Origin of the sequence: Streptomyces sp. R-74717 (genome assembly GCF_047305335.1) — a bacterium.
In the GTDB taxonomy this organism is placed as follows: Bacteria; Actinomycetota; Actinomycetes; order Streptomycetales; family Streptomycetaceae; genus Streptomyces; species Streptomyces atratus.
On record NZ_CP102361.1, the window covers coordinates 1,480,869 to 1,495,379 of the forward strand.

Here is a 14,511-nt window from a genome sequence, read left to right on the forward strand (position 1 = left end):
CGCCCGCGCGGTCACGGGCGCCGCGGCTCAGTGGGGGAAGGTCATGGTGATCGCCGTCTTGTTGGTGTCGGTCTCCGCGCCGGGCGGGGTGTCCTTGGGGTCCTCCCCGTCCCCGCCGCCGGTCAGCGCGTCGTGGAACTTGCCGAAGGCGCCGGTGATGCCGTCCTCGGCGAGGCTGTAGTTGTGTTCGGCGCTCCCGACGCCGTCGGCGAGGGTGGGCAGGACGGCGGGCGTCGGGTCGTCCTTGAAGCCGAACAGCTCGCGCATCACGCGGTTCCACTCGTCCACGACGGCCTGGGCGTCGGCGGCTGCCTTGCCCTCCCAGCGCAGGCGCAGCCCGAAGATCCGGTCGCCGATGGCCCGGGTGGTCTCCGAGACCTCCTTGCTCAGGTCGAGGAGCCGCTTGGCCGAGGACGCCATCCCCTGGGGGGAGACGTCGAGGAGGGAGGTGTCGTAGTCGGTCTTGCCGTTATCGGCCATGCCGCACCTTTCCGGCGAAACCCGGTGCCCGGTACGGGACTTGTTCCCGTACTCGCCACCGCGTCCGCACTGACAATTCCGCACACAAGTGATAAACCTGGCAGAGTTCCCGGGGACCGGTCCCCGGCCGGCGTGCCACCGGGACGGTGCCGGACAGACGAGGGAGAGACCGTGAGCGGCCCGATAGATTCCAAGTACGACACGACGCCCCTGCCCGAGCCGGAGGAACCGGCCGACGGCAAGGACCCGGAGCCGAGTGCCGACAACGGCAAGGACCTCAGCGGCCTGGTCCCGGAGGACAAGGTCGTCTGGGACACCCCGCCCTCCTTCAATCTCGACCCGAAGGACGTCAACAGCAGCGGCTCCAATCCCCCCGAGCCGAAGCCGGGACCGCCCTCCGGAAACCTGCGCGTGGACCTCGCCTCGCTGCGCACGGCGGAGAAGTCCATGCTCGTCGAGGCGCGCGAGGCGGTCGCGAAGTACGAGGAGGTGCGCGCGCACGTCGCCTCGGTCAAGGACACCGTCTTCGGCCAGACCGCGAAGGACAAGGCCGACACCGGTGAGGGGCACACGAGCCTGGCCAGCGGCTACAAGCCGCCGCAAGAGGACTCGGACAACCCCTTCGCCCCGGCCGCCCGGGAGTTCGCCGCCGAGATGAACCCGGCGATGGAGCGCGCGCTGCTTCAGGTGGGCTCGGCGCTGGAGAAGTTCGGCGAGTACATCGCCCTGCTCAACCACTCCGGGCAGGTGTACGCGCACACCGACCGCGAGTCGCGCTTCCCGCCGCCGCCCGCCGGTTGAGCGGGGCGCGTGCCCGGCCCCGCCCCGCCCCGCGTGCCGCGCGGGGCGGCGGCGCGGCACGGCGCCCGCTCGCGGCCGTACGGGCAGCGGCGCCCCGGGCGCGGCGAGCGCCCCGCGCGGCACGGCCGTACCGGCGGCGCGGTGCGAGCGCTCAGCCATGGGAGCCCCCGCCGTGCAGGTTCTTCTCGTTCTGTTCCTCGGCGGCGTGGTAGTTGTCGTAGCTCGTCTGCATCTTGACGACGATGTCGGCGAGGACCCGCTCCAGGTCGTGCTGGCACTTGTGGAACCAGGACTCGATCTCGTCGAAGGTCCCGTAGGCCGGGGTGTTCCAGTGCTCGCCGACGCCCTTCATGGCGTGGTCGATCTCCTGCATGAGTTCGGTGACCAGCCCGGACGCCTTGCGCACGTAGCCGAGCGTGTCCCTCAGTTCGGCGAGGTCCGCCTTGAACTCCTCGAACGTGATCTCCTCAGCCATCCGTGGCACACCTGCCTCTCCCCCGGTCCTCCGGGGTCTGCGGTCGCGGCGCGGCGTACGGGACGCGCGCGGGGGGAAGGGGCGCGCCGGTCACAGCGCGCCCTCGGGCGGGAGGTCGGCCGTCCGCAGCGTCGTGAGCAGGTCGGGCTCGGCGGCGGCCAGTCCGGCGGGGCTGAGGTCGAGTTCCGCGACGCGCGCGGCGTGCCGCTCGGTCATCCGCTGGAAGACCTGCCGCGCGCTGCGCCCGTTGCCGAAGCGCTCGCCGCGCGGCAGGGTCTCGAAGTAGTCGTGCAACGCTTCCACGGTCTCGGGCGCGCAGGTGTACTCGTGCCGCGCGGCCTGGTACTGCACGATGCGCACCAGTTCGGGCGGGGAGTAGTCGTCGAAGTGGAGGGTGCGGGTGAAGCGCGAGGCGAGGCCCGCGTTGGAGCCGAGGAGCCGGTCCATCTCGCTCGGGTAGCCCGCGACGATGACGACGACCTCGTCCCTGTGGTCCTCCATGAGCTTGACGAGCGTCGCGACGGCCTCGGAGCCGAAGTCCGTCATCTGCCCCTGCGGGACGAGGGAGTACGCCTCGTCGATGAAGAGGACCCCGCCGAGGGCGCGCTTGAAGACGGCGGTCGTACGGGGCGCCGTGTGGCCCACGTACTCGCCGACGAGGTCGCCGCGGTCGGTCTCCACGAGGTGACCGCGGCTGAGCAGGCCGAGGGCGGCGAGGAAGCCGCCGTAGAGCCGGGCGACGGTGGTCTTGCCGGTACCGGCGTTCCCCGCGAAGACGAGGTGGCGGCTGAGCGGCGGCGGGGCGAGCCCGGCGTCCTGGCGCACCTTGACCATCTGCATGAGCCTGGTCAGCGTCAGCACCTCGCGCTTGACGCCGTCGAGCCCGACCAGGCGGTCGAGTTCGGCGTGGAGTTTGGCGAGTTTGGCCGCGGCCTCCTCGGGGTCGCGAGCGCCCTCCTCGTCCTCGCCCGGCCCGGTCCTCGCGGGGGCGCGGTGCGCGGGCACGGCCGTGAGGACGGCGCGCGCCTCGCCCGGCGGCGCGAGCGAGGGCAGCAGCGGCTCCGCGACGTCCTCGACGTGGCAGTCCTCGGCGCGCACCTCGGCGTCCTCGGCGCGCAGCAGGTCGGTCTCGGTGCCGGTGACGGCGCAGCGGCGCAGCAGGACGCGGGAGCGGGCGGCGGCGTAGACGGCGGGGAAGCGGCTGCCGGTGAGCCGGCAGTCCTCGTAGCGGCCCGCGCCGCCCTCGTCGACGTAGAGCGCGTTCTTCGCCGCCCCCTCGACGGTGAGGCCGCGCACCTCGGGCCTGGCACCGGCGCGGACGACGACCCCGCTGCCGCCGGGGGCGTCCACGATGCCGTCCTCGATCACGGCCGTGCTGTCCTCCTCGAGGAGCAGGCCCGCGCCGCCGCTGCCGGTGACGGTCACGTTCTCCAGCCGGGCACCGGTCCCCGGGCCGACCCTGACGCCCGTCTCGGCGCTGCCCTCGATCGCGCACCGCGCGAGCAGCGGGCGGTGGCTGGTGCGCAGCCGGACACCGTCCCGGCCGCCGGAGACGCGGCAGTCGCGCAGGGCGGCGTCGCCGTCCTCGACCACCACTCCGGCGAGTTCGGCGCCGCTCACCTCGCAGCCCGTCGCGAGGAGTTCGGCGCGCGCGGTGACCCGCAGACCGTACTCGGGGGTGCCGGTGACGGTGCAGTCGCCGGCGCTCAGGCGTGCCGAGCCGCCCAGGTGGACGGCCGTGTAGGCGGTGTCGCGCACGGTGCAGCCGGTCAGCGCGAGGTCCGGCTCGCCCACCGCGTAGACGCCGTTGGCGCCGGTACGGGCGAAGGTGCAGTCCCGCGCGGTGACCTGCCCGGCGGCGCTCACGACGAGGGCGCTGTCGGCGCAGTCGACGGCCCGTACGGAGACGAGTTCGCCACCGGCCTCGCCCGTGACGAGCACGGCGGCGCCCTCGGTGTGGTGCACGTGGCAGCCGTGGAGGCGGACCGCGCTGCCGTCCTCCGCGAGGACCCCGGCACCGGCGGTGCGGAAGATCTCGCAGTCCCGCAGCCGCACCCCGTGGCCCGGGTCCCCGGCCTCGTGCGCGGCGCCCTCTGCCGCGGGGGCGCGACGGCCCGCCGTGCCGCGCGTCCACAGGCCCTGGCCGCCCGCCCCGTGGAGGCGGCACTCGTCGAGGCTCGCGGTGGCGTGGCCGCCGACGAGGACGGCCGACTCGCCGCTGGCGCGCACCTCGCAGCGGCTCAGGCGTACGTGCGCCCCGCCGCTCACCAGGACACCGTGCCCGGTGACGCCGTCGATCAGGGAGTCGGAGACCTCGGCCCGTGCCTCGTCCTCCACGCGCAGGCCCTCACCGGTGCACCCGGCGAGCGTCACGTCCTCCAGGACGGCGTGGCCGGTGCCGGTCAGGCGGACCGCCGCCGCCCCGGCGCGCCGCACGGTGCAGCCGCCGAGCCGGGCGCTCGTCGTCCCGGCGATCTCGACGCGCCCGCCGGTGATCTCGCAGTCGCGCAGCACCGGCTCGCCGCCGCGCAGCAGGACGACGGGGTCCCGGGGGGCGTCGGATTCGAGGGCGAAGCCCCGCACCTCGGCGCGGCCCGCGTGCACGGTGAGGGCGGGCCCCCGGGCGGCGACGAGCCGCACGGTGCCCTTGGCGACGAGGCTGACGTCCTTGTCGAGCACCAGGCTCTCGGTGTAGGTACCGGCCTGGACGGTGATCAGGGCGCCGGGCTTCGCCGCCCGTACCGCCGCCCCGATCGTGCGGTGGCCGCCCCAGCTCCCGGGCGCCACGCGCTCTGCGGCGAGCCTCACCGTGCCTGCCTCCGCCGGGCCCCCGTCCGGTGGCCGCCGGACGGGGCGGCTGACGGGGAAGGTACGGGAAAGCCGCGCCCCTGACGGACCGTCACAGGCTGCTCCCGAGGTTGGCCAGCTTGTCGAAGAGGCCGAAGACCCCGGCGGCGAGCGGCACGCAGACGACCGCGAGGAAGGTCGCGAGGCCGCCCGGCCAGCTCGGGCGCTCCTGCTCGACGGGGCGCAGGGCCGCGCCGAAGGCGAGGAAGAGACCGCAGGCGAGCAGGACGAGCCCGGCGAGGAAGGCGGCCAGCGGCCCGGCCGTCCGCGAGTCGAGGGCGTACTCGGGGACGCGCACGGCGAGCGCCAGCAGTCCCACGACACCGGCCGCGAGCTGGGGGGCGACGGCGCTGAGCACCCGGACGGTCCCGGCGTGGAGAAGCAGGCCGAGGCTCACGCAAGCGGCGAGCGCGAGGCCGTAGACGTCGTCGTGTGCGGCGAGGACGAGCAGCGCGGCGGCCAGACCGGCGGCGGACACGGCGCTGAGCGTGGTCAGCAGCCGGTTGCCGCGGCGGACGATGTCCGCGACGTCGGTGGAGTCGATCACGGCGGCGCCGGTGTCCCGTCCCGAGGGGACGAGCACCGCGATCTGGCTGGTGACCCGGGGCAGGAGCCCGGCGAGCAGGAACAGCACCGTCGCGACCACGGCGGCGGAACCGGCGAGACCGGCGTGCAGGACGGTCAGCGGGACCACGAACGCCGCGGCGACGAGCGTGAACAGCTGGAGCAGCACGGTGGCGGCCGAGGGCAGCGCGAGGAGCCCGGCGAGCGCGCCGATCACGGCCGTACCCGCGACGAGCACGGGTGTCGCGACGGGCCCGTGCACCGGGGCGCCGAGCCCCGCGCAGGCCATCAACGGGCAGGCGGCGAGCGCGATGAGCCGCCGCACGGCGAGCGGCAGCGGCCAGTTCTTGCGGGTGGCGTACCAGGCGAGGAGCGCGCTGCCCAGCGCCGCGACCGCGACGAGGGCGGCGGAGGCGCCGGAGAGCCGGTACGCGCCGAGCCACACCGCCGAGGCGAACATGACGAACAGCCCGGCGAGCACGACGCTCTGGGCACGGCGGCGGGCGCTCCACAGCGAGCCGTCCCCCCGGGCCTCCGCGACCTGCTCGTCGAGGTCGGTGACGCTCAACTCCTCGCGTTCAAAGGCGCGCTGGTCGCGCAGGTAGAGCACGGCGCCGTCGAGGATGCCCGCCGCCGCCAGCGAGACGCCTGGGGCGAGGGGCAGGCCGCCCGACTCGGCGAGCGACCAGACCGGAGCCAGGTCCTCGGGCTCGGGCTGGCCGCACAGGGTGGCGAGCCGGGGGGTGTACTCGGCGATGGGGGCCTGCGCGGGAAGCGCGAGGTCGACGCGCCTGCGCTCGCCGACCACGGTGACCCGGCAGCGTTCATCGGGCACGGACGTTTCCTTCGGTGTGGGGCGTACGAGGCCGCCTCGGTGTGGGCGTATGAGGCCACCGGCCCGCGGGCCGCGGTGGGTTCAGTGCCGCCAGGTCGACATGTTCGACCACTCGGCGTCACTGTAGTTGTTCCAGTTGACATGCATGGCCTGCGCGATGCGGCCGAGCACGCCGTCGGGCCCGAAGAGGCCGTCGGCGGCCAGGTCCCACTCGTTCTGGAGATCCTGGTAGTACGTCGCGGCCTGGCTCTCGCGCCAGGCGTCGGCGAGCGGCGCGAGCTGCGACTTGAGCGCCTGGAGTTCACCGGAGATCTCCCCGGCCCTGGCGTTGAGCGTGCCGCCCGCGGCGGCGAGTCCCTCACCGACGTAGATCGGTGTGCCGTCGATATCGGCCATGGCTCCTCCTCGGATGCGCCCGGCCCGGTGGCCGCGCGCGGACCGCCGGGGGGCGGTGTGCGCGAACCGGCCGGGGCGGCGGATCAGTTGAAGTTGGTCCCCGACGGGATCTTCGGCACGTCCTGGCCGAGCGCGGCAAGGTTGTTGAGGTTCTGCTGCTCGGATTCCTTGTAGTTCACGTAGTTGCCCTGGAGGCCCTTGGAGATGCCCTCCAGCGCGTCGTGGAGCATTCGCGCGTAGACGTCGTACTCGGCCATGAGGGTCTGGAACTGGGTGTGGGCGATGCCCTGCCAGCTCGCCTCCAGGCTCGTCACATACGCCTTGAGCTCCGCGAGTTGCCCCGCGATCTCGGTCGCCGTGCGGGCCGTGTTACTGGAGGCGTTGGCCAAGTACTCGGGAGTCACCCGGTACGTGACGCCGCCGACGCTCACAGCGGGCTGTTCAGCCATGGGAATCCGCCCTTCTCACCTGCTACCTGATGTAGTCAAACATCGCACAGGCCCCCTCCGCCCCTGGTGGACGCCACTGAGCAGCCCCTGGACAAGCCCTGAGCACACGCGGCACACGCGCGCCACCGCGTGCCCCGAGCGGAGGTGGGGGGACGGACGGGCCCGATCGGCTCACCCGCCCCCCGGGGCCACGCCTCACACCGCCCTCTGCGGTTCCCTCTCCGCTGTCTCCCCCACGAGCGCGAGTTGTCGGCGCTGGGCGCGTGTGGAGAGCTCCGTGAGCCGTTGGGCGTGCTCGGCCGTGGGGCACCACAGGAGCTGGGCGAGGAGGAAGCGAACGGTCGGGGACCACGACCAGGTCGGGCCACAGCTCGCCGGCCTCCTTCGCGCGGCGGGCGACGTCGTCGTGGTGGTGGTCCAGGGGGAGGACGAGATCGGGGGTCCTTGCCATGTCCGGGTACCACTCGGCCGTGTCCGCGAGACAGGCGCGGCGGAACTCCTCGTCGTGCGCCCCGCTGCGCAGCCGGAGCAGGGCCGCGTGGGCCCGGCGGGCTTCGTCGTGGACGGCGAGGGGCAGGCGGTGGCGGCGGACGGTGCGGTGGCGCCGGGTACCACTGTCGCCGAGGAGGCTCATGCCATGTGCGGCTTTGCCTGAGTGACGATATCCGTCTCGGGTGGAGTTCCTGACGACGACCAGGCACTCCGGCCGATTCGTAGTGCCCTCAGGGAGCGGCCACGTCAGCCCCGTCGGCCGTTCGACGGTCTCATTCTTGGCGTCGGTGGGCCGGTGTCCTGCTTGTCTGCGGGGCCTGGGGCTGGCTAGGGAGACGGGCGCGCAGGATGAGTCATCCGCGCCTGGTCCGCCCCCCTGACGGCGTACACACGGCAGTCGTCGATTCATGCCGGGGACCGGTGTTCGGTTCCTTGCGGTGCGGGTTGCTGCCCGGCATCGCGGATGGCGCGGGCGGCGTTGATGAGTCCGATGTGGCTGAAAGCTTGAGGGAAGTTGCCGAGGGCCTCTCCCGTGACGGGGTCAGTCTCCTCGGCGAGCAGGCCGACATCGTTGGCGTGTGCGAGGGCGGTCTGGAACACCTGCCGTGCATGGACGACATGACCGGTCAGGGCGAGAGCGTGGGCGAGCCAGAAGGTGCACAGCAGGAAGGCTCCTTCCGCTTCCTCGATCTCGTCGCCGAGGTAGCGGCGGACCAGGCCGTTGCGGTCGGTGAGGTGGGTGGCGACGGCCAGCACGGTCGACAGGACGCGCGGGTCGTGCGGAGGCAGGAAGCCGACGATGGGCAGCATCAGCGCCGATGCGTCCAGCTCGTCACTGCCGAACGCCTGGGCGAAGGCCCCCAATCCGGCGTTCCAGCCGCGCTCTTCGACTGCTTGGCGGATGTTGTCCCGCTCACGCCACCAGTGGGGTACGTGTTCGTCGGCCTGAAGCGCCGGGGCCATGGCAATGGCGCGATCCAGGGCGACCCAGCACATCAGTTTCGAGTGCAGGAAGTGTCTGCTCGGTCCGCGTCTCTCCCAGATGCCCTGGTCGGGCTCGGTCCAGCGACGGGCGGCCGTGTCGGCCGCCTCGACCAGGAAGGCACGGGTGGGTGGGTCCAGGCGCTCTCCGGTTGGGAGGGTCTCGTGGGCGGCGTCGAGGAGTTCGCCGTAGACGTCGAGCTGGCGTTGGCGCCAGGCGTCGTTCCCGGTGCGCACGGGGGTGCTGTCTCGCCAGCCGGCCAGGTGGGGCAGCAGCCGCTCGCTGAGGTCGTGTTCACCGCCGATGCCGTACATGATCTGCAGGTTCACGCCGCGGTGGAGCTGGGTTGCCGCGGCGCGGGCGAGGAAGCCGAAGAACTTGTCCTTCTCCTTCTCGCAGGCGGCGGTGGCGAGTGCTTGGAGGGTGAAGCTCGCGTCGCGGACCCAGGTGTAGCGGTAGTCCCAGTTGCGTGTGCCACCGGGGCGTTCGGGCAGTGAGGTGGTGGCCGCTGCCACGATGGCTCCCGTAGGGGCGAAGGTCAGTCCCCGCAGCACGCGTCCGCTGTGTGCCACCTCGTTCTGCCAGGGGCCGACGTAGCCCCGGTGCTGCCGGGACCACGAGCGCCAGCCCTCGACGGTGTCGTTCAGGCGCCGCCGGACGCGCCCCGCCCGCCAGCGCACCGGCTCGCTTCCCCACGCCGGCCCGACATGCAATGCGAAGCCGAGGCGGTCCGGTGCCCGCAGTGTGAACCGGCCGTGCGCGGTGGAACCGCTTACCATCAGCTCGACGGGGCTGGACAACAGGAGCACGTGGGCGCCGCCGTACGCCGCGAGCCCGCCCCGGACCGGTGTCAGGAGCGGATGGATCAGCCCGAACTCCGGGCGTGGCGCGTAGGCGATGTCGAGGGTCACATGTCCTTCGGTGCAGGTGACCTGACGCAGCAGAATTCCGGGGGAGGCCTCGCCGAGTGCGTGTCCGCGCTCGCGCCGTCCCAGGGCGAGCGCATCGCGTACAACTGCCGTGCCGCCAGTTGCCCGGAAGGTCGTCTCCAGGACGAGGGTCTCCTCGACGTAGCAGCGGCTGACGTCGGCGGGTCCGGCGGTACGGATGGACCAGTGGCCGGCGTCCTCGTCGAGGAGCCGGGCGAAGATCGCCGGGCTGTCGAAGCGGGGAAGGCACAGCCAGTCCACCGAGCCCTCGGAGGTGACCAGCGCGGCCGAGCGGCAGTCGGACAGCAGGGCATGGTCACCGATCGGTCGCGCGCTCACCGACCGCAGCCCGTCTGCCCCGGGCTCGGCCAGGACGGTCTGAGCCGCCGCCATCGGGGCAGGCCCACCTCAGGTGCCGGTCGGTGATCCATCACAGCCTCCCTGCGCAGCGAACTGACCTCACTCGAGCGGCACCATCGGCGGGCCGGACCTCCCGTCGTCGCTGTTGTCATGGCGGAGTGCCACGATCCGGCGAGGCCACCTGCTCGTTAGTCACCGGAGCCCGGCCGATGTCCTCGCAACCGGATCGCCGATCCCCCATCAGTTGGGACGCCCCCGGGCAGTGCACTGAGGGCTCAGTGCAAGGAAACTCCGGTGATCGCCCTGCCACTCGTCGGTGACGCCGAGGCCGAGTTCTGGCGCGATGAGGCTGAGCGCCGGAGCGCCAAGACGTGCCCAGGGAAACGGCGGACCCCGATGGCCATGGGTGTCTTCCACCCATGCGGTACAGCGCTCTGCAACATCGATCGGCTCGACCTCGACGAGCAGGACACCCGTCGGTGCGATGAGCTGTGTACACCGTTGGAGCAGGGCCCGGGGGTCGCCGCCGATGCCGATGTTCCCGTCGGCCAGCAGGAGGGTCTGCCAGGCTCCCTCACCAGGAAGGGGGGCGAACACCGACCGGCGCAGTGCCGTCCCACCGAGAGCGATGGTGCGGGCGACCGCCCGCGGGGCAACGTCGATACCGACGGCGAAGATGCCCTGGTGCAGGAGCGCCCTGCACAGCCGGCCCGGTCCGCAGCCGACGTCCAGCACGGGGCCGGCGCAGCGCTCCAGCAGGGTTTCGTCGGCCCTGGTGGGTTGTGCGTACCAGCGGTGCACCGGCAACCAGGTCCACCGTCCGTCCGTCAGCCGTAGGTACACCGGCCCGCCGTCGGTCCGCAGGGCCAGTGCGTAGGGGTCCTGGCGTGCGGGTCGGTTCTCCTCGGTCGTCACGGGGGACCGTCGGGGTCGAGCGGTGGGCGTTCCTCGTCGGCGCGGGCGGCCAGGAGGACGCGGCGAAGCCTGATCGCAAAGGCCACTGCGGAGGCGGCGAAGAGCACGCCGGTGATCGCCAGCCATCGGCCGAGGTAGACGTCGTAGGACAACCCGGTGTAACCGGGGTAGGGGACCGCCAGTCGGAGGATGAGGGGGAACCAGACCAGCAGGAGCAGACCGGCCAGGAAGGCGGGGACGCGCAGGTGGTTGATCCACGGCACCGTCGGTCCGGCGGTAGCGCGATGCCGTAGTACGGAGAGCGCCGACAAGTCGGCCAGCGAGTACAGGGGCAGCAGGATCAAGTCGTGGAGGATGGCCGCGCCGACGAACCAGATCGCCACCTCCAGCGGCCGGACGGCGAACAGGCGCACCATGGCGTAGCCGGTGAGCGCCAACGAGGCGATGAGGACGAGAAGGTGCAGGGGGCCTGAGCCGTACCAGCGGACGAATCGCGCCATGGTCACGCCCTGAAGGTGAGCCGGTGGACCCACTTGGTGTTGTTCACACCGGGGTTGGCCGGGACGATGATGCGGGCCGGGTATCCGTGGTCGAGCGAGAGATGTGCGCCGTTGACGCGGAGGGCGAGCAGCGCTCGGAGGTCGTGGATCTGGTTGCCCCGCAGCACCACTCTGGTGAACGGGCCGGACGGTTGGATGGATTCGACCAGGACGCTTCCGGCGCCGGACATGCCGGTCATGGCGGCGAGGTCGGCCAGCCGTAGGCCGCTCCAGTGCTGGTCGTCGGTGGACCATCCCTCCACACAGGCGATCGGCAGTGCGGCGGCATGCTGCGGCATGGCCAGGAGCTGCTCGCGGGTGAAGACCAGTGGCGCTCCGCGTCCGTGAACCTCCAGCCGCCAGTCCGGTCCGACGAGCGCGGGAGTGACACCGACGGCCGCCGCCGTCTTGTTGATCTGGAAGCCGTTCGGGCTCCTGCCCGGATCGCGGTTGTGCGGTGCGAGGAGCGCCGTGCCGCGCAGCCGGCCGCCGATGCTCTGTCCGGCGGTCACGGCGAGGAGGAGTAACGATCCCGCTCCCACCATGCCCACCGCGCCGCGGCGGCTCATCGTCGGCGGGGCGGGGGCGGCTGCCACCAGGCCGTCGGGGTCGGGGGGTTCGGGCAGGGTGTGGGCGAGGTCGGTGCGCAGTTCGGCGCTCAGACTGCGAGAGCGCAGGGCACGTGTCATCCGGGCGAGTTTGAGGCCCACGTGGACGACGAATGCGGCGATGAACACCCAGGCGCCGTAGAAGTGCAGGCGGTAGAACGAGCCCGGGAAGACGTAGTAGAGCTGGATGTTGAGGATGCCGGTGACGAACTCGAAGATGACCCCGCCGACCAACATCAGCAAGGACAGCCGCTCCAGTCCATGGGCGACGGAGCGCACGGGCAGCCATTCGAACAGCTTCGGGATCACCGACCACAACTTGGCCAGCAGCACCGGCACCAGGACCACACCCAGCGTCACGTGCACGCCCTGGAGCAGCCGGTACAGCCAGTACGGGTGCGTGGGCCAGCTGAACAGATAGAAGCCCAGCACGCCCTTGTCGGGAGTCTTGTCATTGAGGGGGCTCAGCCCGGGGTTGTAGGAGGCGTAGGAGAGCAGTCCGGTGACGAACAGCGGCGGGATGCCGATCAGCAGCACCAGGCCGAACACCGAGGTCAGCCAGGGCCCGCGGATCGGACTACGCCAGAACCCGGGACGGAACGGACCCGGTGGCGGGGGCATCTGGCCGATGCGCCGCGCTGTCGCCCGGGTACGCGCGGTGGCAGCCGCCAGAGCAGCCTCCATGCGCTCACGCCACGCCCGCGTGCGCTCTCCGTCCGATCCCCGACGTTGCGGCCCACCGGACGGTGCCGGCCCCGACGGCCGTCCGCCACTTTCCATCGGCCCTCTCCTCCAGTCGCTGAGCGGCCTCTACGACGGGGCGGTCCCATACCTCGCCCCGTGCCTGACAGACAAGACATTCACAAGCTGACACAGGCCAGGCCGGCTGACCGGGCCTGAGGTGCATGCGGGTGTCTGTCACCAGCCGAACGGTCGAACAACTGCTTCAGCCAGTCCCCCAGGTCCCCGTGCCCCGGGTCATGATGGAAAGGTGCGACGCCGCAGCGCACGGCACAGCGCCTCCGACCGGCCCGGCCACGCCACCCTGACCAGGCAGGCCGGCTGGTCCTCGTGATCGGCGTCGCCTCCACAGCGGGTCAAGCCCTGCTGTACTGGGTGCTGCGCCACTGGTCGCCTCCTCTCGTGGCCAATCTCGCCTCGCTCGGCGTCGTCACCGTCCTCAACACCGAGGCGAACCGGCGGCTGACCTTCCGCGGCTCTCCGGTCCGTGCCGTCCAGGCGCACCTTGCGGCAGGCGCCTTGTTCGTCCTGGCATACCTGGTCACATCCGGAGCAGTCCTGCTCTTCCACCACTACCGGCCCACCGCCTCACCTGCACGAGAGACCCTGGTGCTAGTACCCAGCTTCGCTCTGGTGACCGTGGCGCGCTTCACCCTGCTGCGACTGGTCGTCGTCGGAGGCCACCGCCGCTGAGTCCTCACACATACGTGCCGGCCACACCGTCAGGAGACCCCGCGAGTGAGAGCCCGCGCGGGTTGGCGTGTGGTCATGGTCGGCGGTTCGGGCGTTCGGCCCAGCGGTGAGTCGTCCATGCCTGTCGGATCAGGCTACGCGCGGTGATGATCGTGTCGGCGAGGTCGAAGAACGCGTCGATAACAGTGGCGCGCCGCTCGTAGCAGCGGGCGAGGCGGTGGAAGGCGTTCTGCCAGGAACACGACGCCCTGCCTGATGCTGTCCACTGAACTCATGGGGCAGGGCGGAATCGTGGTCAATGCCCTGCAGGCGCCTGGCGAAGCCCTTCTACCCCTCCGCACACCTCAACCCCATCCGCACACCCCTCACCCTCGCGTCCAGCCGGCAGCAGGACGGCGCCGCTGGACCCCGTGGTCCCCAACTGGTCCCCAAGAAACACGGAAAGGCGGTACCGGATTTCTCCGATACCGCCTGCGACCTGCGAAAACACAAGTCGGGACGACAGGATTTGAACCTGCGACCCCTTGACCCCCAGTCAAGTGCGCTACCAAGCTGCGCCACGTCCCGATACCCGCCTGACCTGGGGTTTCCCCTTGGCCGAACGCGCATGAGAACAATACCGCACTTCGACGGGTGGTCACGAACACCTTTCCCGGCTTGACCTCAACCAAACTTGATGTTCAACGCTGGATCCATGACGAACACAACCGCTGCGCCTAGGGGCGACTACCGCGACATGAACCGGCTGATGAGCCTGATGACGGGGGACGAGAAGCACGGCCCCGCCGCGACCTCCACGCTGGATGCCCTCTGGGTGCTGTACGACCGGGTGCTGCGGGTGACGCCCGGCACCGCCGACGCGCCCGACCGTGACCGTTTCCTGCTGTCCAAGGGGCACGGCCCGATGGCGTACTACGCGGTCCTGGCCGCGCACGGCTTCTTCGGCGAGGAGTTGCTCTCCGGGTTCGGGGCGTACGACTCGCCGCTCGGGCATCACCCGGACCGGACGCTGGCGCCGGGGATCGAGATCGGCAGCGGGTCGCTGGGGCACGGGCTGCCGCTGGCCGTGGGGAGCGCGCTCGGTCTACGGGCGCAGGGGCTGACCGACCCGAGGGTGTGGGTGCTGATCGGGGACGCCGAGCTGGACGAGGGCAGCAATCACGAGGCCCTCGCCTACGCGGGCCCGGCCGGGCTGGAACAGCTGCACACCCTGGTGATCGACAACGCGTCGGCGTCCTACGGCCGGCCCGGTGGCATCGCGGCCCGGTTCGAGGCTGCGGGCTGGTCGGTCGACTCCGTCGACGGACGGGACCACGAGGCGTTGCACGCGGCCTTCACTGCACCACACCCAGGGCGGCCGCGGGCCGTGGTCGCGCATGTCGACCCCAAGAGCTGAACGCACCGG

Annotated in this window: 14 protein-coding genes, 1 tRNA gene and 1 pseudogene; 4 read left to right on the plus strand and 12 right to left on the minus strand. The window is 71.8% G+C overall.

The genetic code is table 11. The annotated features are described in order from the left end of the window. Positions 1-27: 27 nt before the first annotated feature. Positions 28-480: a WXG100 family type VII secretion target gene (locus tag NRF20_RS06835; RefSeq protein ID WP_398632774.1), complete on the minus strand. Its 453-nt coding sequence runs from the start codon at positions 478-480 to the stop codon at positions 28-30. A gap of 171 nt (positions 481-651) precedes the next feature. Between NRF20_RS06835 and NRF20_RS06840 the strand changes: the two genes are divergently transcribed. Further along, positions 652-1,281, plus strand: a complete 630-nt coding sequence (locus NRF20_RS06840; RefSeq protein WP_398632773.1) for a hypothetical protein — start codon at positions 652-654, stop codon at positions 1,279-1,281. Between the two features lie 151 nt (positions 1,282-1,432). Here the strand turns inward: NRF20_RS06840 and NRF20_RS06845 are convergent, their stop codons facing one another. The 5 genes from NRF20_RS06845 to NRF20_RS06865 all read right to left on the minus strand — a co-directional run bounded on the left by NRF20_RS06845 (position 1,433) and on the right by NRF20_RS06865 (position 6,847). After that, positions 1,433-1,756, minus strand: coding sequence for a WXG100 family type VII secretion target (locus NRF20_RS06845; RefSeq protein ID WP_266430036.1), 324 nt, complete (start codon positions 1,754-1,756; stop codon positions 1,433-1,435). A 90-nt stretch (positions 1,757-1,846) separates the two neighbouring features. Then, positions 1,847-4,564 (minus strand): right-handed parallel beta-helix repeat-containing protein, encoded by a 2,718-nt coding sequence (locus NRF20_RS06850; protein ID WP_413752221.1) that lies wholly within the window; start codon positions 4,562-4,564, stop codon positions 1,847-1,849. 91 nt (positions 4,565-4,655) lie between these two features. Beyond that, the gene (locus NRF20_RS06855) at positions 4,656-6,002 is read right to left on the minus strand and encodes an EsaB/YukD family protein (protein WP_398632771.1); all 1,347 of its coding nucleotides are present in this window, start codon (positions 6,000-6,002) and stop codon (positions 4,656-4,658) included. 81 nt (positions 6,003-6,083) lie between these two features. Beyond that, positions 6,084-6,398 carry a WXG100 family type VII secretion target gene (locus NRF20_RS06860; RefSeq protein WP_093545736.1) on the minus strand — a complete coding sequence of 105 codons (315 nt, stop codon included), beginning with the start codon at positions 6,396-6,398 and terminating at the stop codon, positions 6,084-6,086. A gap of 83 nt (positions 6,399-6,481) precedes the next feature. Next, positions 6,482-6,847, minus strand: a complete 366-nt coding sequence (locus NRF20_RS06865; RefSeq protein ID WP_164494471.1) for a WXG100 family type VII secretion target — start codon at positions 6,845-6,847, stop codon at positions 6,482-6,484. Positions 6,848-7,124: 277 nt separating this feature from the next. Here NRF20_RS06865 and NRF20_RS06870 point away from each other — a divergent pair, with 277 nt between their 5' ends. Further along, positions 7,125-7,502 (plus strand): hypothetical protein, encoded by a 378-nt coding sequence (locus tag NRF20_RS06870; RefSeq protein ID WP_413752222.1) that lies wholly within the window; start codon positions 7,125-7,127, stop codon positions 7,500-7,502. Between the two features lie 242 nt (positions 7,503-7,744). On the opposite strand, the gene NRF20_RS06875 is transcribed toward NRF20_RS06870, so the two are convergent. The 4 genes from NRF20_RS06875 to NRF20_RS06890 form a co-directional block, all read right to left on the minus strand. Beyond that, positions 7,745-9,643 (minus strand): glycoside hydrolase family 15 protein, encoded by a 1,899-nt coding sequence (locus tag NRF20_RS06875; RefSeq protein ID WP_398632769.1) that lies wholly within the window; start codon positions 9,641-9,643, stop codon positions 7,745-7,747. A gap of 207 nt (positions 9,644-9,850) precedes the next feature. Further along, entirely contained in the window at positions 9,851-10,525 is a 675-nt protein-coding gene (locus NRF20_RS06880; RefSeq protein ID WP_413752223.1) for a methyltransferase domain-containing protein, read from the minus strand. Next, positions 10,522-11,025 (minus strand): hypothetical protein, encoded by a 504-nt coding sequence (locus NRF20_RS06885; RefSeq protein WP_413754539.1) that lies wholly within the window; start codon positions 11,023-11,025, stop codon positions 10,522-10,524. Before NRF20_RS06885 ends, NRF20_RS06880 begins: the two co-directional genes overlap by 4 nt. Before the next feature lie 2 nt (positions 11,026-11,027). After that, positions 11,028-12,293 carry a molybdopterin-dependent oxidoreductase gene (locus tag NRF20_RS06890; RefSeq protein WP_413754540.1) on the minus strand — a complete coding sequence of 422 codons (1,266 nt, stop codon included), beginning with the start codon at positions 12,291-12,293 and terminating at the stop codon, positions 11,028-11,030. Between the two features lie 450 nt (positions 12,294-12,743). On the opposite strand from NRF20_RS06890, the gene NRF20_RS06895 reads away from it, so the two are divergent. Beyond that, a complete protein-coding gene (locus tag NRF20_RS06895; protein WP_398632767.1) occupies positions 12,744-13,106 on the plus strand; it encodes a GtrA family protein in 363 nt (120 codons plus the stop codon). A gap of 73 nt (positions 13,107-13,179) precedes the next feature. Here NRF20_RS06895 and NRF20_RS06900 read toward each other — a convergent pair. Both NRF20_RS06900 and NRF20_RS06905 read right to left on the minus strand, forming a co-directional pair. Next, positions 13,180-13,344, minus strand: a pseudogene (locus tag NRF20_RS06900) (IS5/IS1182 family transposase); the annotation flags it as partial. A 255-nt stretch (positions 13,345-13,599) separates the two neighbouring features. Then, positions 13,600-13,673: transfer RNA gene (locus NRF20_RS06905), tRNA-Pro, on the minus strand. A 127-nt stretch (positions 13,674-13,800) separates the two neighbouring features. Between NRF20_RS06905 and NRF20_RS06910 the strand changes: the two genes are divergently transcribed. After that, entirely contained in the window at positions 13,801-14,502 is a 702-nt protein-coding gene (locus NRF20_RS06910) for a transketolase (protein WP_398632766.1), read from the plus strand. Positions 14,503-14,511 lie beyond the last annotated feature (9 nt).

Coding starts and splice junctions, on each gene's coding strand:
- NRF20_RS06835 (WP_398632774.1), bottom strand. CDS start 480: ATGGCCGATAACGGCAAGACCGACTACGACACCTCCCTCCTCGACGTC.
- NRF20_RS06875 (WP_398632769.1), bottom strand. CDS start 9,643: ATGGCGGCGGCTCAGACCGTCCTGGCCGAGCCCGGGGCAGACGGGCTG.
- NRF20_RS06865 (WP_164494471.1), bottom strand. CDS start 6,847: ATGGCTGAACAGCCCGCTGTGAGCGTCGGCGGCGTCACGTACCGGGTG.
- NRF20_RS06890 (WP_413754540.1), bottom strand. CDS start 12,293: ATGCCCCCGCCACCGGGTCCGTTCCGTCCCGGGTTCTGGCGTAGTCCG.
- NRF20_RS06845 (WP_266430036.1), bottom strand. CDS start 1,756: ATGGCTGAGGAGATCACGTTCGAGGAGTTCAAGGCGGACCTCGCCGAA.
- NRF20_RS06910 (WP_398632766.1), top strand. CDS start 13,801: ATGACGAACACAACCGCTGCGCCTAGGGGCGACTACCGCGACATGAAC.
- NRF20_RS06885 (WP_413754539.1), bottom strand. CDS start 11,025: ATGGCGCGATTCGTCCGCTGGTACGGCTCAGGCCCCCTGCACCTTCTC.
- NRF20_RS06860 (WP_093545736.1), bottom strand. CDS start 6,398: ATGGCCGATATCGACGGCACACCGATCTACGTCGGTGAGGGACTCGCC.